Source organism: Companilactobacillus muriivasis, assembly GCF_036246245.1.
Classification (GTDB): Bacteria; Bacillota; Bacilli; order Lactobacillales; family Lactobacillaceae; genus Companilactobacillus; species Companilactobacillus muriivasis.
In genome coordinates, this window is record NZ_BTTQ01000001.1 from 138,265 (window position 1) to 153,832 (window position 15,568).

At 35.1% G+C, this 15,568-nt stretch carries 17 protein-coding genes; 16 read left to right on the forward strand and 1 reads right to left on the reverse strand.

Annotated features, from left to right (window positions below; all coding sequences use genetic code 11):
• Positions 1-10: 10 nt before the first annotated feature.
• The 3 genes from AAA923_RS00745 to AAA923_RS00755 all read left to right on the forward strand — a co-directional run bounded on the left by AAA923_RS00745 (position 11) and on the right by AAA923_RS00755 (position 5,710).
• Positions 11-4,096, forward strand: coding sequence for a TIGR02680 family protein (locus tag AAA923_RS00745; RefSeq protein WP_338213958.1), 4,086 nt, complete (start codon positions 11-13; stop codon positions 4,094-4,096).
• Entirely contained in the window at positions 4,086-5,297 is a 1,212-nt protein-coding gene (locus AAA923_RS00750; protein WP_338213960.1) for a DUF2399 domain-containing protein, read from the forward strand. Before AAA923_RS00745 ends, AAA923_RS00750 begins: the two co-directional genes overlap by 11 nt.
• An 89-nt stretch (positions 5,298-5,386) precedes the next feature.
• On the forward strand, positions 5,387-5,710 hold the full coding sequence (locus AAA923_RS00755) for a bacteriocin immunity family protein (RefSeq protein WP_041499541.1): 324 nt from the start codon (positions 5,387-5,389) through the stop codon (positions 5,708-5,710).
• A gap of 11 nt (positions 5,711-5,721) precedes the next feature.
• Here AAA923_RS00755 and AAA923_RS00760 read toward each other — a convergent pair whose 3' ends face one another.
• Positions 5,722-6,162, reverse strand: a complete 441-nt coding sequence (locus tag AAA923_RS00760; RefSeq protein WP_338213962.1) for a MerR family transcriptional regulator — start codon at positions 6,160-6,162, stop codon at positions 5,722-5,724.
• A gap of 92 nt (positions 6,163-6,254) precedes the next feature.
• On the opposite strand from AAA923_RS00760, the gene AAA923_RS00765 reads away from it, so the two are divergent.
• The 13 genes from AAA923_RS00765 to AAA923_RS00825 all read left to right on the forward strand — a co-directional run bounded on the left by AAA923_RS00765 (position 6,255) and on the right by AAA923_RS00825 (position 15,524).
• Positions 6,255-7,274, forward strand: coding sequence for an SDR family oxidoreductase (locus AAA923_RS00765; protein WP_338213964.1), 1,020 nt, complete (start codon positions 6,255-6,257; stop codon positions 7,272-7,274).
• A gap of 501 nt (positions 7,275-7,775) precedes the next feature.
• Positions 7,776-8,309: a translation initiation factor IF-3 gene (gene infC / locus AAA923_RS00770; protein ID WP_041499547.1), complete on the forward strand. Its 534-nt coding sequence runs from the start codon at positions 7,776-7,778 to the stop codon at positions 8,307-8,309.
• Positions 8,310-8,323: 14 nt separating this feature from the next.
• Positions 8,324-8,521, forward strand: coding sequence for a 50S ribosomal protein L35 (gene rpmI / locus AAA923_RS00775; RefSeq protein ID WP_025084493.1), 198 nt, complete (start codon positions 8,324-8,326; stop codon positions 8,519-8,521).
• Between the two features lie 34 nt (positions 8,522-8,555).
• Positions 8,556-8,912: a 50S ribosomal protein L20 gene (gene rplT, locus AAA923_RS00780; protein WP_041499548.1), complete on the forward strand. Its 357-nt coding sequence runs from the start codon at positions 8,556-8,558 to the stop codon at positions 8,910-8,912.
• 76 nt (positions 8,913-8,988) lie between these two features.
• Positions 8,989-9,516, forward strand: coding sequence for a YqeG family HAD IIIA-type phosphatase (locus tag AAA923_RS00785; protein WP_338213968.1), 528 nt, complete (start codon positions 8,989-8,991; stop codon positions 9,514-9,516).
• A complete protein-coding gene (gene yqeH, locus AAA923_RS00790; RefSeq protein ID WP_338213969.1) occupies positions 9,503-10,630 on the forward strand; it encodes a ribosome biogenesis GTPase YqeH in 1,128 nt (375 codons plus the stop codon). The genes AAA923_RS00785 and yqeH overlap by 14 nt, the downstream gene beginning before the upstream one ends.
• 10 nt (positions 10,631-10,640) lie before the next feature.
• Positions 10,641-10,955 (forward strand): YhbY family RNA-binding protein, encoded by a 315-nt coding sequence (locus AAA923_RS00795; protein ID WP_338213971.1) that lies wholly within the window; start codon positions 10,641-10,643, stop codon positions 10,953-10,955.
• 583 nt (positions 10,956-11,538) lie between these two features.
• Complete coding sequence (locus tag AAA923_RS00800; RefSeq protein ID WP_041499552.1) at positions 11,539-12,177, forward strand: nicotinate-nucleotide adenylyltransferase; 639 nt, start codon at positions 11,539-11,541, stop codon at positions 12,175-12,177.
• Positions 12,170-12,772, forward strand: a complete 603-nt coding sequence (yqeK, locus tag AAA923_RS00805; protein WP_338213973.1) for a bis(5'-nucleosyl)-tetraphosphatase (symmetrical) YqeK — start codon at positions 12,170-12,172, stop codon at positions 12,770-12,772. The genes AAA923_RS00800 and yqeK overlap by 8 nt, the downstream gene beginning before the upstream one ends.
• A gap of 1 nt (position 12,773) precedes the next feature.
• Complete coding sequence (gene rsfS / locus AAA923_RS00810; RefSeq protein ID WP_338213974.1) at positions 12,774-13,130, forward strand: ribosome silencing factor; 357 nt, start codon at positions 12,774-12,776, stop codon at positions 13,128-13,130.
• Positions 13,130-13,861 carry a class I SAM-dependent DNA methyltransferase gene (locus AAA923_RS00815; RefSeq protein WP_338213975.1) on the forward strand — a complete coding sequence of 244 codons (732 nt, stop codon included), beginning with the start codon at positions 13,130-13,132 and terminating at the stop codon, positions 13,859-13,861. The genes rsfS and AAA923_RS00815 overlap by 1 nt, the downstream gene beginning before the upstream one ends.
• Positions 13,862-13,872: 11 nt before the next feature.
• A complete protein-coding gene (locus tag AAA923_RS00820) occupies positions 13,873-14,970 on the forward strand; it encodes a nucleotidyltransferase (protein WP_338213976.1) in 1,098 nt (365 codons plus the stop codon).
• A complete protein-coding gene (locus AAA923_RS00825; RefSeq protein WP_338213977.1) occupies positions 14,970-15,524 on the forward strand; it encodes a YceD family protein in 555 nt (184 codons plus the stop codon). The genes AAA923_RS00820 and AAA923_RS00825 overlap by 1 nt, the downstream gene beginning before the upstream one ends.
• Positions 15,525-15,568 lie beyond the last annotated feature (44 nt).

Genomic DNA, 15,568 nt, shown 5'->3' on the forward strand with positions numbered 1-15,568 from the left:
AGGAAAAAATATGGAAAATAAATTTGTTTTGAATCGATTGGGTCTAATTAATTTTTGGTATTATCAAAATCAGGTTTTTGAATTGAGTGATGGTCATCTACTATTTCGAGGTAGGAATGGGGCTGGTAAGTCTATCACCATGCAGAGTTTGATGCCGATTCTTTTAGACGGTAATGTTGAACCTAGTAGATTAGACTCATTTGGTAGCCGTGATAAAAAAATGATTGATTACTTTTTAGGTGATGTGGATGTAAATGGGAAAAATAAAGAAGGGGTTGGATATTTATGGGCTGAATATAAAATTGGAGAGCAATATATTACCACCGGTATCGGGATGCATGGCGGAAGAAAATCCACCAATCTTAATCGTTGGTACTTCGTGATAAACGATGGTCGGAGAATAGGTTCAGATTTTTCTTTAATGATTAATGAAACGACAAATTCTGCTATCACATTGAGTAAGAAACAGTTGAAAAACAGGATAGAAGGTAGTGGGCAAGTCTTTAATTCGCAAAAAGAATATGCAAATTATATTAGCGAAAATATTTTTGGATTTAAAAATATTGACGACTTGGAAAATACTATCAAATTACTGATTCAATTACGAAATCCAAAGTTAAATAATGATTTGAAACCAGCTAAGCTTGAAAGCATTTTATCTGATTCTCTACCCAGTCTGACCGAAGATAATGTTCAGGCCAGCGCAAGAACATTGGACCAAATAGATCAAGCAAATGCAAATATTGATCAAATTAAATATCAGAAAAAAGAATTACAGCCATTACTAGAAGCGTATACAAATTATAGGCATCATCAACTAGTTGCTTTAGCACACGTTACAGAAGATCATCTTCAACAGGCTGAAAATTTAACACGGAAACTTTCTCAATTGGATTCAAAACATAGAGAAATTGAAAATAGGCGGGATTCAATTAATGAGTCCAACATTGATTTGGGTAGAGAACTTGATTCAAATATCCAATTAAAAGAAAAGTTAGCAGGTAATGAGGGATTTAACTTAGTGGAGGAAGCCAAAAAGTTAAACCAAAAACTTTCACAGATGAATCAAAATAAAAATAATAAAAATGGCAGGATTTCGATTTACGAAGGCGATATAAAAAAACATCAAGATAAAATATCTGATTTAAAGAAAAAAGAAGTGAACACTGAAGAAGATTTTACGCAATTATCCAAGACTCTTGAATATTTAGCTGTTAAGTCTGGTTTTGGTAGACAACATAAGCAGATTTTTTTAGTGGCAAGTGATTACCAAAGTATTGATATTGCGCAATGGAAAAAAGATTCTCTTGAAAATCTGGGTTGCTTAGAAAAGATAGTCAATAAGTATCAAGAGTGTGAGTGGAGTCAGAAAAACGTTAATCAATTGGATAGACAATTGGAAGACGAAAATAAAAAATTAGATGACTATAAAATGAAACAAAGAAATTGGGAATCACAATATGATGAAGAACTATTTAATTTAAAACAAATGTTTCAGAAATATAGCGATAATTTAAGCTTTGAAATTGACAAAGATGTGGTTGGAATAATCCAAACTAATTTAGATCAAATATATACTCGTGATATGCCAAGATTATCGAAAGTAATTGAGCCCTTGATAGGCGTGCTTAACGAGCAAAAAGGAAGCATACAAAATTCAATTCAAGAAATTAATTACAATATTGATAATATTAATGTAGAGATAGAAGGGCTTCAAACAGAACAAGATGAAATTAGAGCACAAAAATATCCCGTGCCAGAGCGATTGCAGCATCGTAAAAAGATTAGACAGAATCAAGAGTTGATTCCCTTCTATCAATTTTTGGAATTTAAAGAAAATATTGATACTTCAATTGCAAATCAAATAGAAGGCGCTTTACTAGAAAGTGGTATTTTGGACGGATTGGTTTCGCCAGACGGAGAAATTACAATTGGTGATACAACCCTGCAAGCCAATCCTAAAATGTTTATGCCGACTTTGATGGATTATTTAAAACCTGACATTGATTTTGAAACAATAATTCCAGAATCACTAATATATGACTTATTGAGCAGTATAGCTGTTAACAAAGATAGTACTGATGTTGATGTTGTTATTACGCCAGATGGTGAATTTCAAGTGGGAATCTTAGTTGGACAAGCGAAGGACGACTACGAAGCACAATTTATTGGTGCCACGGCACAAGAACGTTTTCGTAAATCTAAAATAGAAGATTTGCAAAAAAGAATTGATGATAGATTAATTCAATTGAAGAAATTAGAGAATTCTTTAACCGAAAGAGGTTATCAAATAGATGCTTTGGAAAAGGATATAATCCGAATACCCAAAGACGATAATTTATCTCAATTAAAATTCCGGTTGGATGATATCAATAGAAATATTGAATCACAAACAAAAACAACTATAGATTTTAGTGAAAGATTGGAGCACGACAAGGAAGAACTTCAACGTGATTTTCTAGAAGTTAAACAATTAAGTAAGAATTATCAGACGATTTCAAAAAGTAAGTCAGCATTTGAATTGGCTAAAAATGAGATGCAACAATACATTAATTCAATCAATGATTGGAGCAAAGATCTAAGTTATATTAATAATCTAATCGAACGAATTAAGGATGTAGAAGAATCATTGATTAGAATGGGTAAGGAATTGATTGTAAGGCAGAAAGAATTATCTCAAATTATTAGTGATATTAAAGATATTCAATCTGAAATTAAGGTAAATGAAGATCGTCAACGGATTGCTGGTAATCTGGACGGAATTAAAAAGCGACTTGTCGAAATAGGTGATAGAATCGATCGAATTAGATATGAGCAAAAAGAGAATAATGTCAAACTTCAAGATTTAGCTGGACAATCAGAAAAAAATAAAACAAATATCGTAAATATTCAAAAAAAATTAGACTTTGAACGTCCCTTTTCAAAATTATTGGTAGAGACTTTGGATCATGAGCTATACCTAGAAGCAGGATCTAATCAAGATTTGAAAAGGGATTTAAAGAATAATTTGATTACAGACGAAGCAATAGATTCTGAAAATTTAAATCATGATATTGAAATTATGAATAGTAAATTTAGTGCTCAGAGTAATAGTTTGTTGAGCTTCAGACCAAGACAAAAAGCGAGAGATACTTTAGATGCCCCAGATTGGATTAAAAATTTTCCTAAAAATAAGGGTGACATTGATTTTTGGAAATTGTACTTAAATCATCATCAAGAAGTATTGGTCGAGCTATCAGGCGTTGATGAGTTAATAACTAAGCTAGATAACCAGCTTAAAGAACAAATTCAAGTTAACCGTGAGGCGATGACTGAAGCTGAAGAGGAATTATTCAGGGCAATTATCTTTGATAGTCTGGGTGAAGTTATTAGACAGAACATAAATAAGGCTCAGGATTGGATTGTAGATATGAACCAGATACTAAGTCGTCAGGAAAATAATTCTAACTTGAAACTTAGTATCAAGTGGGAAATTAAACCTTCAGATGAATTGAGCAATAGTGAGAATCAAGAAGGTGTTGCTCTTTTGAAAAAAGATCCCAAAGTTTTGAACCATCAAGACTTAGCTAAAATTAAAAGTTTTTTGAATAGCAAAATTAATGAAAAAAAGATTGCTTATGAAGATCACAATCAAGAAATTCAAATGACAAAAATACTTAGGGATTCCTTAGATTATCGTCAATGGTTTCAATTTAAAATATTCTATACGCAAAATGGTAAAAATAAACGTCAATTGACTAAGGTTGTTTTTAACAAATTTTCGGGTGGTGAGAAAGCAATTACGATGTATACACCATTATTTGTTGCTATGTCAGCTCGTTATAACAATGCACATGAGATCGCTCCTCGAATCATTACATTGGACGAAGCTTTTGCCGGAATTGACGAAAGTAATATTAGTCAGCTTTTTAAAACTATCGATCAATTAGGATTCAATTATATTATGACTTCTCAACAATTGCAGGCAGAGTATGATACGGTACCTAGTCTTAATACATATGAATTGTTGAGAGATAAAGGTAAAGATGGGGATTTGGTAACAGCTATTCAGTTACACTGGGATGGTAAGAAAAGGATTGAAAGTAATGGATACTAAAATACGCGAAGCCGTCGTCTATTTTGAAGGTGATCCTGAACTTTTGCACGTAGTTAAGGAAATTGCGAAAAAATATTACCATTATGGAGAATTCAAAGGTTCTATAAGTAAGTCAGATATGAAAGATGTCGGACCGCTTTTATTATTTCTTGGAATAAGCCAATCAAAATGGAGAAAAACAGACCGATTTCAGATAACCGAATTTATTTCTGCTTATAATGACAGTAAATTTGGAGAAATTGATTTAAAAACTGTCATTGAATTTACTATCGGAAAAAAATTACTTACCAAAAGAGATGTCAATGCAAAAACAGAGATTCGATGGCAACAGTATCTTTCTAAATTTGAAGAAATAGCACCGACAGTGTATAAACTTCGGGCAGTGTCGAAAATTAAACGGGATTTTAAAAGGGATTTAAGTATTGGTAATTTTCAAAAGGTTGAATTAGCGTTAAAAAGTTTGCCAACGAAATTAACTCGTCTACCAGTTTTTGCATATAAATTGTTTAAAAATCCCCATAGTTTGGATAATGGAAGTCTATTAGGAAATATTTTTTATGATTGTATAGTGGCAATGGATGTTAAAGGTCGCGACAAAATTGACGTATATCTAGCTGTCAATATTGTCAAGGATGATATTTTGAATTTTGTGACTGTTAAAAACTTGACTGGTGATTCGCCCATTTTTAAGGCTGCAGCAGATAATCAAATGATTTGGAATGTTCCACTTATGCAGATGATGAAGATGAAGATAATTGAACCCACTGTAGGTAATAAAGTTTTTTTAATTGAGAATTCTAGTGTTTATGCAGTAATTGCTGATAAGTTCAAAACCGTACCGTTGATTATGACTAGTGGACAGTTTAAATATGCTACGTGGAAGTTACTTGAGTTATTACCAAATAATGTTGAAATTTACTATTCAAGTGATCTTGATCCAGCCGGATTGGTCATGTCACAAAAAATACTTGAAAAGTATCCCAAGAGGGTTCATCTTTTCGGTATGTCTGATCAATTATTTGTTTGTAAATATACAACCAGTTGGAAAGAATCAAGTGTCAAAACCGATATTTTAAAAGGTATAAAAAACGAAAAATTACTATCTCTTAAATTATTGATGAAAGAAAAGCAATGTGTTGTTTTTCAAGAAGCCATAATTTCTGAATTAATTAAAAGTATCGAGAAGCATTCGAAATATTAACTGTAAAAACAAAAGTATTATGTAATATTCCCATCTGTGCTTATAATAGATATGGTTTGAGTGAAATCAAAGAAGGCATAAATAATATTATGGATGAAAAAAGTAATAACCTAATAAAAATTTTGGGTGCTGCATATAACAACCAAGCAATTAAAAATAATTCTGAATTAAAAAAAGTAGTAGAGGAATGTGCCCGTCCTTTAATGGGAAATAATGACGACAAAGTATATTTTGAAGTTATCGCCAAGTTATCTCACAGCGTTGTCAATTACTACAAGACAAGTCGTGAAACCGTCCCAGAGGAAATTAGAGCCATTTATGAACAAATTCAGAAGGATGTACCAGCAAAAAGTGTTGTCGGCAAACGACTACGCAGACAATTTAAAGACGACAAATTAGCATCAATTCTTTAATAAGTTTCTACCTATATAAAAGGATCTTTTAATTTTAGGCCCTTTTTTTCGTCTTTAACAAACTTGATTTGAGCCTTGATAATATTTTTAGAGTCAGGGGATGCATACCGATTAATTTTGACATCAATTTCTTTCAGATTCTCAGTTAAGAGCCGTTGTTGTATTAAAACGTTTTGCTTATGTTGTTGTAACATCTGTTTACGTTGATCAATTGTTTTGGTTCCTTGCATACATAATCCAATATAAGTTTGAATATCTTTAATTGGCATACCAGTGTTTTTCAGACAGCAGATAGTTTTGATAAATCCAAAATCTGATTCTGAGAAAACTCGATATCCAGCTTTATTTTTGGAAACGAAAGGCAAGAGTCCCTTCTTATCGTAATAGCGAATAGTTGAAATAGGTAAGTTGAAGTAATCGGCGACTTCTTTAATCGTGTATGTTTTTTTCATAAAAATGCTCCTTAAAAGTGTTGCACTAAACCATGGTTTAGGGTTTAAAGTGATAATAATATTAGAAATGCAACATGGCAAGGAGCACATTTATGAAAAAAGTATTAGTGACTGGTGGTACGGGATTTGTAGGTTTGCAAGTTATTCTACAATTATTAAATAAAGGCTACGACGTAAGAACTACCATTCGAAAGGAAAGTGGCCAGAAAAGAATATTAAAGGTTTTACAAGCTAATGATGCTAAAAATCTTTCAAAACTATCATTTATCAAAGCAGATCTATCAAGTGACGATAATTGGATTGAAGCAATGCAGGATTGCGATGGAGTCTTCAGCGTTGCCTCACCAGTATTTTTCGATAAACCCAAGAATGAATTGGATGCGATTCGCCCGGCTTTAAATGGAACAATGCACATTCTAAAGGCAGCTAATGAAAGTGGCGTTAAACGAGTAGTAATGACTTCAAATTTTGGAGCGGTCGGTTTCAGTAAAAAGTCAGGCGTAACTACCGAGAACGAATGGACAGATGAGAATCAACCAGGACTATCTATTTATGAAAAATCGAAACTTTTGGCAGAGAAAGCAGCTTGGAATTATGTGAACAAGGCTAATGTTAATTTGGAATTAGTGACGGTCAACCCAGTAGCTATTTTTGGCCCATCGTTAGATGCCCATGTATCTGGAAGTTTCGACCTTTTGAAAAATTTGTTATCCGGAAAAATGAGTTGGATTCCCAATCTACCATTGAATGTAGTTGATGTGCGAGATGTGGCAGACATTCAAATCAGAGCAATGGAATCACCGGAAGCAGTCGGGCAAAGGTTTATTGCCTCTGAGGACGGTAAAATTTCAATGCGAGAAATTGCAGCATTAATTCAGCAAAGACGATCACAAGCAGCAGGAAAGGTGAGTTCCAAGAATTTACCAGATTGGATAATGGATATTGCGGCATTATTTAACGAAACTGCTAAGGAAGGTAAATTAATGAAAAGTATGAATCGCAATGTCAGTAATCAAAAAGCTAAGAATGTTTTAGGATGGGAACCGCTATCCAATAATGAAACAGCGGTTTTAAGTGCAGTGGACAGCCTAATTAAATATAATGAGTTTTAAACGGGTTTGCACCGATGATTTTGAACTAATTAGTTGATACTGTTGAACTAGAGCGATAAACAAGCCGGAGGGCGTAAGAAAATATAGTCCAGCAGTGAAGGTGGCGTTATTGCTTTAGCAATTAAACCACGGACGACTTTTGAAACTCGCGGGGCTTTGCGAGGTTCAAAATCGAGGTCCGAGACCGAACTTTGGCTCGGACCGGTCCTCACAGCAGGACTGTATTTTCTTACGCCCGGAGGCCCCATATTTGTATTAGTATATAAATTATGCTAAATTAGATGTATTGAAATTTTCAACAATTTTAACAAAGTTCTTTTGATGTATTGACAAACCGATACTTTGTTAGTATAGTTAATAACTGTTGAGATTAAGCAGAAGCGCCCGCTTCTCACCTATGCAATTGCCTCTAGGTTAATACGATTACGTAGATAATTATAGTGGGCATGCTTATGCAGCCCGCTTTTTTTGTGGGTCAAATTACTCCGGAGGTGACTACTCATAGCAAGAGATTTATTAATAAATGATCAAATACGTGCTAAAGAAGTACGACTAATTTCTGAAAATGGTGATCAAGTTGGTGTTAAGCCAGTAGCTGAGGCACAACGTTTGGCTGAAGCAGCAAGTATGGACTTAGTTCTAATGTCACCAGGTGCTAAACCACCTGTTGCCAGAATTATGGACTATGGTAAATACAAGTTCGATCTTCAAAAGAAAGATAGAGAAGCACGTAAAAAACAGAAAACTGTTAGTCTTAAGGAAGTACGATTGAGTCCTACTATTGAAGCAAACGACTTTAATACAAAGCTTAATAATGCTCGCAAGTTCTTGGCTAAAGGTGATAAGGTCAAAGTCTCTCTTCGCTTTAAGGGTAGAGCAATCACTCATAAAGAGATAGGTAAAGAAGTCTTAGACCGTGTTGCTGAACAGACCAAGGATGTTGCTACGGTAACAACAAGGCCTAAAATGGACGGTCGTAGTATGTTCTTAATGCTTGATCCAATTAACGCAAAAGATAACAAAAAGAAGAAATAGTGGAGGGATTTCCAATGCCTAAACAAAAGACACACCGCGCATCAGCAAAGAGATTTAAGAAGACTGCTAATGGTGGTTGGAAGAGAATGCACGCTTACACAAGTCACCGTTTCCACGGTAAGACAAAGAAGCAACGTCGCCAATTGGCAAAACCAGGTATGGTTAGCTCAAGTGATATGAAACGTATCAAACAAATGTTAGCTACATACTAATTATTTATTTTTTTAATCAAAAGGAGGAGTCATTATGCCACGTGTAAAAGGTGGAACAGTAACTCGCAAACGTCGTAAGAAAGTTTTAAAATTAGCTAAGGGATATCGTGGTTCAAAACATATCACTTTTAAAGCAGCACATACTCAAATTATGGTTTCATACCGTTACGCATTCCGTGATCGTCGTCAAGTTAAACGCGATTTCCGTAAGATCTGGATTGCTAGAATTAACGCTGCTGCAAGAATGAATGAAATCAGCTACAGCAAATTAATGCATGGTTTGAAATTAGCAAATGTTGACATCAACCGTAAGATGCTAGCACAAGTTGCTATTGAAGATCCTAAAGCATTCACAAGTTTAGTAGATACAGCTAAGAAAGCTTTAGCTTAATTTTTTAAAACGTAATTTGGATAACCCCAAATTACGTTTTTTTACTAATTAGTTAGCAGAGATGAGGATTAAATTTATGTTTAAACCGTATATTATGCTTGATAAGATCACAGATATTGAAGTTAAGGATTTAAGAGAACTCGGTATCACGACTATCATGACAGATTTAGACAACACACTTTTGCCATGGAATAGTAATGAATATGATTTATCACTCCGTAAATGGCTTAATCAAATGGCCCAAAATGATATAGAAGTCATGATCGTTTCTAACAACAGTTATGAACGTGTGGAAAAAGCTGTCCATGAGTTGCCCGTCAGCATTGTAGCTCGTGCAGTGAAACCATTGCCATTCGTGATCATGGAACATATAAAAGAAGAAAGTATCGACCCTAAGAATATTTTGTTTGTCGGCGATCAAGTTATGACCGATGTTCTGGCTGGAAATATGGCTGGATTAAAGACTGTCTTAGTTAGACCATTAGTCGATACAGATGCTAAGAAAACCCGTATTAATAGATTTTTTGAACGTCCAATTTTAAAAGCAATGCAAAAGCGTGATAAGAATTTATACTGGAAGGAATCATTAAATGACAGAAAATGATGAAAAGTTGTACTGCATGGGTTGTGGTGCACAGATTCAAACAGAGGATAAAGATAAGCCTGGATACGTTCAAGATTCAACCTTAAAGAAGTATCTCGAAGACGATGGTACGGATGAAGAAAAGGAACTCTTTTGTAAAAGATGTTTCAGATTGCGTAACTATAACGAGATTACTGACGTTGACGTTTCTGACGACGACTTTGTAAAGTTGTTGGATTCAATCGCTGATGAAGATGCATTAGTTGTCAACGTGGTTGATATCTTCGATTACGAAGGTAGTGTTATCCCTGGTTTGCAACGTTTTGTTGGTGATAAGAAGATTTTGGTCGTTGGTAATAAAGTTGATTTATTGCCTAATTCAGTTAACCAAAACCGTCTTTTGAACTGGTTACAACAAAAGAGCAAAGAGAATGGTATCAAGTCAGTTGATCAAATTATGGTTTCCGCCGTTAAAGGAACTAACGTTGATAAATTGATGGATATGATTGAAAAATACCGTGATGGCAAGGATGTTTACGTTGTCGGAACAACTAATACAGGTAAATCAACTTTGATTAACCGTATTATTAGCGCTCGGACAGACGTTAAAGATTTAATTACAACTTCACGTTTCCCAGGAACTACTTTAGATCAAATCGATATTCCTTTGGATGATGGACACAACTTGATTGATACACCAGGTATCATTCACCGCTACCAACTAGCTCATTTTCTAAATGCTAATGATTTAAAGACTGTGACGCCAAAGAAACCACTACGTCCAGCAACGTTCCAATTGCGTGATGAACAGACAATCTTTGTTGCCGGATTAGCTAGATTTGATTTTCTAAACGAGAGAACCAATGCTACATTCTACGTTACACAAGGTTTGCCACTTCACAGAACTAAGACAAGCAATGCTGATGAATTTTACGAAAAGCATTTAGGCGATATTTTGACACCACCAACTGATGTCACAGAATTCCCTAAGTTCAAGAGTCAAATCTTCTCAGCACATGAGAAATCAGATATTGTTATCTATGGTTTGGGTTGGTTGACAGTCCCTGCTGGAACAAAAGTTAAAGCTTACGTTCCAGATGGCGTCCGTGTCTCAATTCGAAACGCAATTATTTAAGGAGAAATTAATGATTATTAAAGGAAAAAAGAACCGTTACTTGAGAAGTCAAGCTGCAACAATGAAGCCAGTACTTCAAGTCGGTCGTGAAGGTATCACTGAAAATCTTTTGAACCAATTCGAAATGTTGATTGAAAAGAGTGAGTTGATCAAAATCTCACTTTTACAAAACACAAGAGTTGAACCACAAGATATGATTGATGCCGTAAACCAATTCGATGCTGAAATCGTACCTATTCAAACAATCGGTTCAAAGATGATTTTTTACAAGAAAGCTTCAAAAATTAAAAATCGTAAATACTCAATTGAATTAGAGAAGATTTAAATTTAAGTGAAGAGAACTGAAGGCTGAAAGTTTATCTAAGTATGTCGTTTCCAGAGATGAGAGTATTCATCTGCTGAGCGGAACGGCCCGAGCCGAAGAGCGGTCTCGAACCTCGGTTGAAGCCTTTCCAAAGACCGGAAAGTCTCCAACACGCCCGGTGGTGTAATGGCTAAAGCCATAACGCCACTTTCGCTGCTGATGAATACTCTCATCTCTTCCAACTGGTTTATTTTTTGTGGAATGAAAATCTTCTGATTTTGTGTTTTGACTGTCAGTAATGGGAAAATTGGATATGAATGTTGCCTTAATGGCTCAAACTAGATTTTATTTTTTTAGTACAGTTAGATAAGAATATAAGCACAAATAGAAAATCAATTAGTCGGAAGGGCTGAGAATATATACACGCTGTGGGTGTGGCGTTAGAGCTTTAGCTCTTACACCACCGGGCGAGTTTGGAGACTCGCGGGTTTTGCGAGGCTTCAAACCGAGGTTCGAGACCGTACTTCGGCTCGGACCGGTCCGCATAGCGAGTATATATTCTCAGCCCTGTAGACGGTTAACTTTCAACCTTCGAAAAGAGAAAATGAATACTCAAAAACAATTATTAACTAAAGCAAAATTACAGTTTCACAGCAATTTGCCTAAGCGTCATGTGGGTATTTTGGGTGGAACGTTTAATCCGATTCATCTAGGTCATTTATTGATTGCGGAACAAGTTCGCGAACAACTCTGTCTGGATAAGGTATTATTCTTGCCAGACAAGATTCCACCTCATCGTGGTGTTAAAAAGGCTATTCCAACAATTGATAGCGATGATCGAATTGAAATGATCAAACTAGCTATTCGAGACAATCCTCATTTTGATTTGGATTTAACTGATATTCGTCGTGGCGGAGTCAGTTATACGTACGATACGATCAAAATGTTGCAGGAATTGAATCCGAATACGGAATACTATTTTATTATCGGTGGCGACATGGTGGAAAATTTGCCAAAGTGGTCGCATATTGATGAATTAGTACAAATGGTTCATTTTGTTGGAGTTTGCCGAAAAGGTTTTGAGAAAAAGTCAAACTATCCTATACTTTGGGTAAATACTCCGGAACTAGAAATTAGTTCGAGTATGATACGCGAGCGTGTTCAAAAGGGACAGTCGATTAAGTATTTAGTTCCCGATGATGTCGCTTGGTATATTGAGGATAGGGGACTTTATAATGACTGATTTTAATTATAATTGTATAAAACAGGGCTTAAATCGAGATGATATCTTAAGTCGCATGCAAGATACTTTAAGTGATTTTCGCTATACGCACTGTTTGAGAGTTGAAAAAGTTTGTCGTGGACTGGCTGCTGAATATGATGGGGATGTCGATCGAGCTGGATTGGCAGGACTCTTGCATGATTATGCTAAGGAACGTGACGACCAAGAATTTATTGATACAATTAAAAAGCACCATTTAGACCCAGACTTGTTGAACTATAATAATGCTATTTGGCACGGAATCGTTGGTGCTGAGATTATTAAAGACGAATTGGGTATTTATGACGAGGATGTTTTAAACGCCATTAGAAGACATACTGTGGGGGCAACGAACATGACTCAAGATGACAAATGTGTCTTCGTGGGTGATTTCATTGAACCAAAGCGTGATTTTCCAGGAATCGACCAAGCTCGACTTTATGCTGAAAAATCACTTGATTCCGCAGTAGCTTATGAATTAAAACATTCCGTACAACATTTAGTAGATAAAAATAGAACAATCTATCCAGCAACGTTTGTTAGTTATAACTACTGGATTGCAAAAGGAGAATTATAATTTGGACTCAAAGAAAATTATGGAAATTGCTGTAAAAGCAGCCGATGAAAAACACGGAAATGACATCAAAGTTTTAAATATCAGTGAAGTAAGTATCATGGCTGATTACTTTGTTATTGTTGATGCTTCATCACAACGTCAAGTTGACGCTATTGTTCAATCTGTTTTGGACAAAGAAGGCGAAAACGATGTTGAAATTGGTCATGTTGAAGGAACTCGTAACTCTGATTGGGTATTGATTGACCTTCATGACGTTGTTATTCACGTCTTCACTTCAGAACAACGTGATTTCTACAACCTTGAAAAACTTTGGTCAGATGCACCAGAAGTTGATATTTCAAACTTGGTAACAGAATAATGATTTACAATTCATTCGCACGTGTTTACAGTGAATTGATGGACGATTCGCTCTATGCAAAATGGGCACAATACGTCGAAAATCAAGTTTCTCCAACAAGTAAAAGTCTCTTGGATGTAGCTTGTGGAACTGGTGATTTAACTATTCTACTAGCCGATAAATTTCAGGTGACTGGAACTGATTTGTCTGAAGAAATGTTAAAAATTGCAGCAGAAAAGGCACAGAAAGCTTCAAAGTCGATTCCATTTGTTCAAAGCAATATGATGGATCTGTATGATTTTGACAAGTTTGATGTTATTACTTGTTTTGACGATTCTATCTGTTACTTGAAGGATGAAGATGAGTTGGCAGTGGCTTTTAATCAAGCCTTGGAACATCTAAATGACGGTGGAAAATATTTGTTTGATGCACATTCTTTGTACCAAATGGATGAAGTCTTCCCTGGTTATATGTTCAACCATCGGACTGAAGATTCTGCTTTTATGTGGAACAGTTTTGAAGGCGAATATCCACACAGTATCGAGCATGAATTGACATTTTTTAATTGGGATGAGAAAATCCAAGGCTATTCAGTTAATACTGAGTTGCACAAGGAAAGAACTTATCCAGTTGAAACATTTGTGTCGATTTTGAAGGATATTGGTTTCAAGAATGTTTCCGTAACAGCTGAATTTGGCGAGTCATCCGTTAAAGATGATTCAACACGTTGGTTCTTCGCTGCAGAAAAATAGAGGATCTGAAAATGAAAGTTTATGGTTTAATTGCCGAATTTAATCCGTTTCACAATGGTCATAAATTGTTCATTGATTCGATTAAACAAAAATATCACCCTGATGTATTAATTGCCGTTATGTCTGGCAATTTTGTTCAGCGGGGTGATTTTGCAGTTTTAGATAAATGGGATCGAGCTAAGTTAGCAGTTGAATACGGCGTTGATTTAGTTGTCGAATTGCCAATGGCTTACGCGGTTGAACCAGCAGATTTATTTGCGCAAGGAGCAGTTGAGTTATTGCAATTGTCTGGTATCGATACATTAGTTTTCGGTACTGAAGAACAAGTTGATTTTGCTGATATAGCACAAAAACTATTGGCTGCTGATGATTCTTTCAAACAAGATTATCAGCAGAGTTCGGCTACTAATTTGACGGATTACTATCAGTCAATTGGTATTGACGTTTCCAAGTTACCTAATCAACTGTTAGGACTGAATTATGTTAAACAGATTCAGGAGCATAAATTTGAAATTGCGGTTAAAACTATCAAACGTTTGCCGAGTGATTTCAGTGCCACTAAGATTCGTCAAAAATTAGCTGATGGACAAGCGATTGCTGAACATACACCACCATTGGCCCGAGAACTTCTTAATGAACAACAATTGGTAACATGGGATGATTATTTTCCATTTCTGAAGTATCAGATTACCAATTCTTCATTGAAAGAGTTGCAGCAGATTTATCAGATGGTTGAAGGCTTGGAATATAAATTGAAAAAAGAGATTGTTTCGAGCAATAACTTTACGCAATTTATTGAACAAGTGAAGTCAAAACGCTATACTATGGCTCGACTCAGACGTTTAATGATTTATGTGTTATTGAACGTTAAGAGTTCAGAAATTAATAATATGTATAAAAATCCTTATTTGAGAATATTAGGCTTTAATGTAACTGGGCAGAAGTATTTAAATACTTTGAAAAAGTCAGACGTTAAACTAATAACTCGGGTTGGGAAAAATGATAAAGACTTGCTTGATTTAGAAATCAGGGCGGATCGAATTCGTCAACTGGTGTCTGATCAAGAAGAAAATTTTGGAAAAATACCTTACATGAAAGGGGTAAATTAATGCTAAATTGGGATGTTCAAGACGTTCGTCGTTATAAAGACAAGCCTTTTGAATTTGAGGAGAAACTCGATTTAACTGTCGAATTGAAGAAACGTTCTGAGGATGTTTTGGATGCCGAACCAGTTGAAGTAAAAGGCCAGTTATTCAATGATAACGGACTTGTTATTTCAGATGTTAAGGTTAAGACAACACTCAAGGTTCCTTCAACGAGAAGTTTATTACCAGTAGAATTACCACTTGATATCAGAATTAATGAAGCATACAACGTTGATAATGTGGCTACTGAAGATTTGGAAGATTACAATGTTGTGATTCCAGTCGATGAAGAAGATCCAACTGTTAATGTGTATGAATCAGTTATTGATAATATTTTATTGAGTATTCCGCAAAAAGTTTTAACTAAGAAGGAAGCTGAAGAAAATATCATGCCTTCTGGTAAAAACTGGGAAGTTATCTCAGAAGATGACTTTAAAAAGCAAAAAGAGGAAGAACATGTAAATCCTGAATTTGCTAAATTAAAAGATTTATTTAAAAATAATGATGAGAAGGAGTAGTTTTTATATACTCCTTTTTTATTTTTTTGTTAAGATGAGTATGT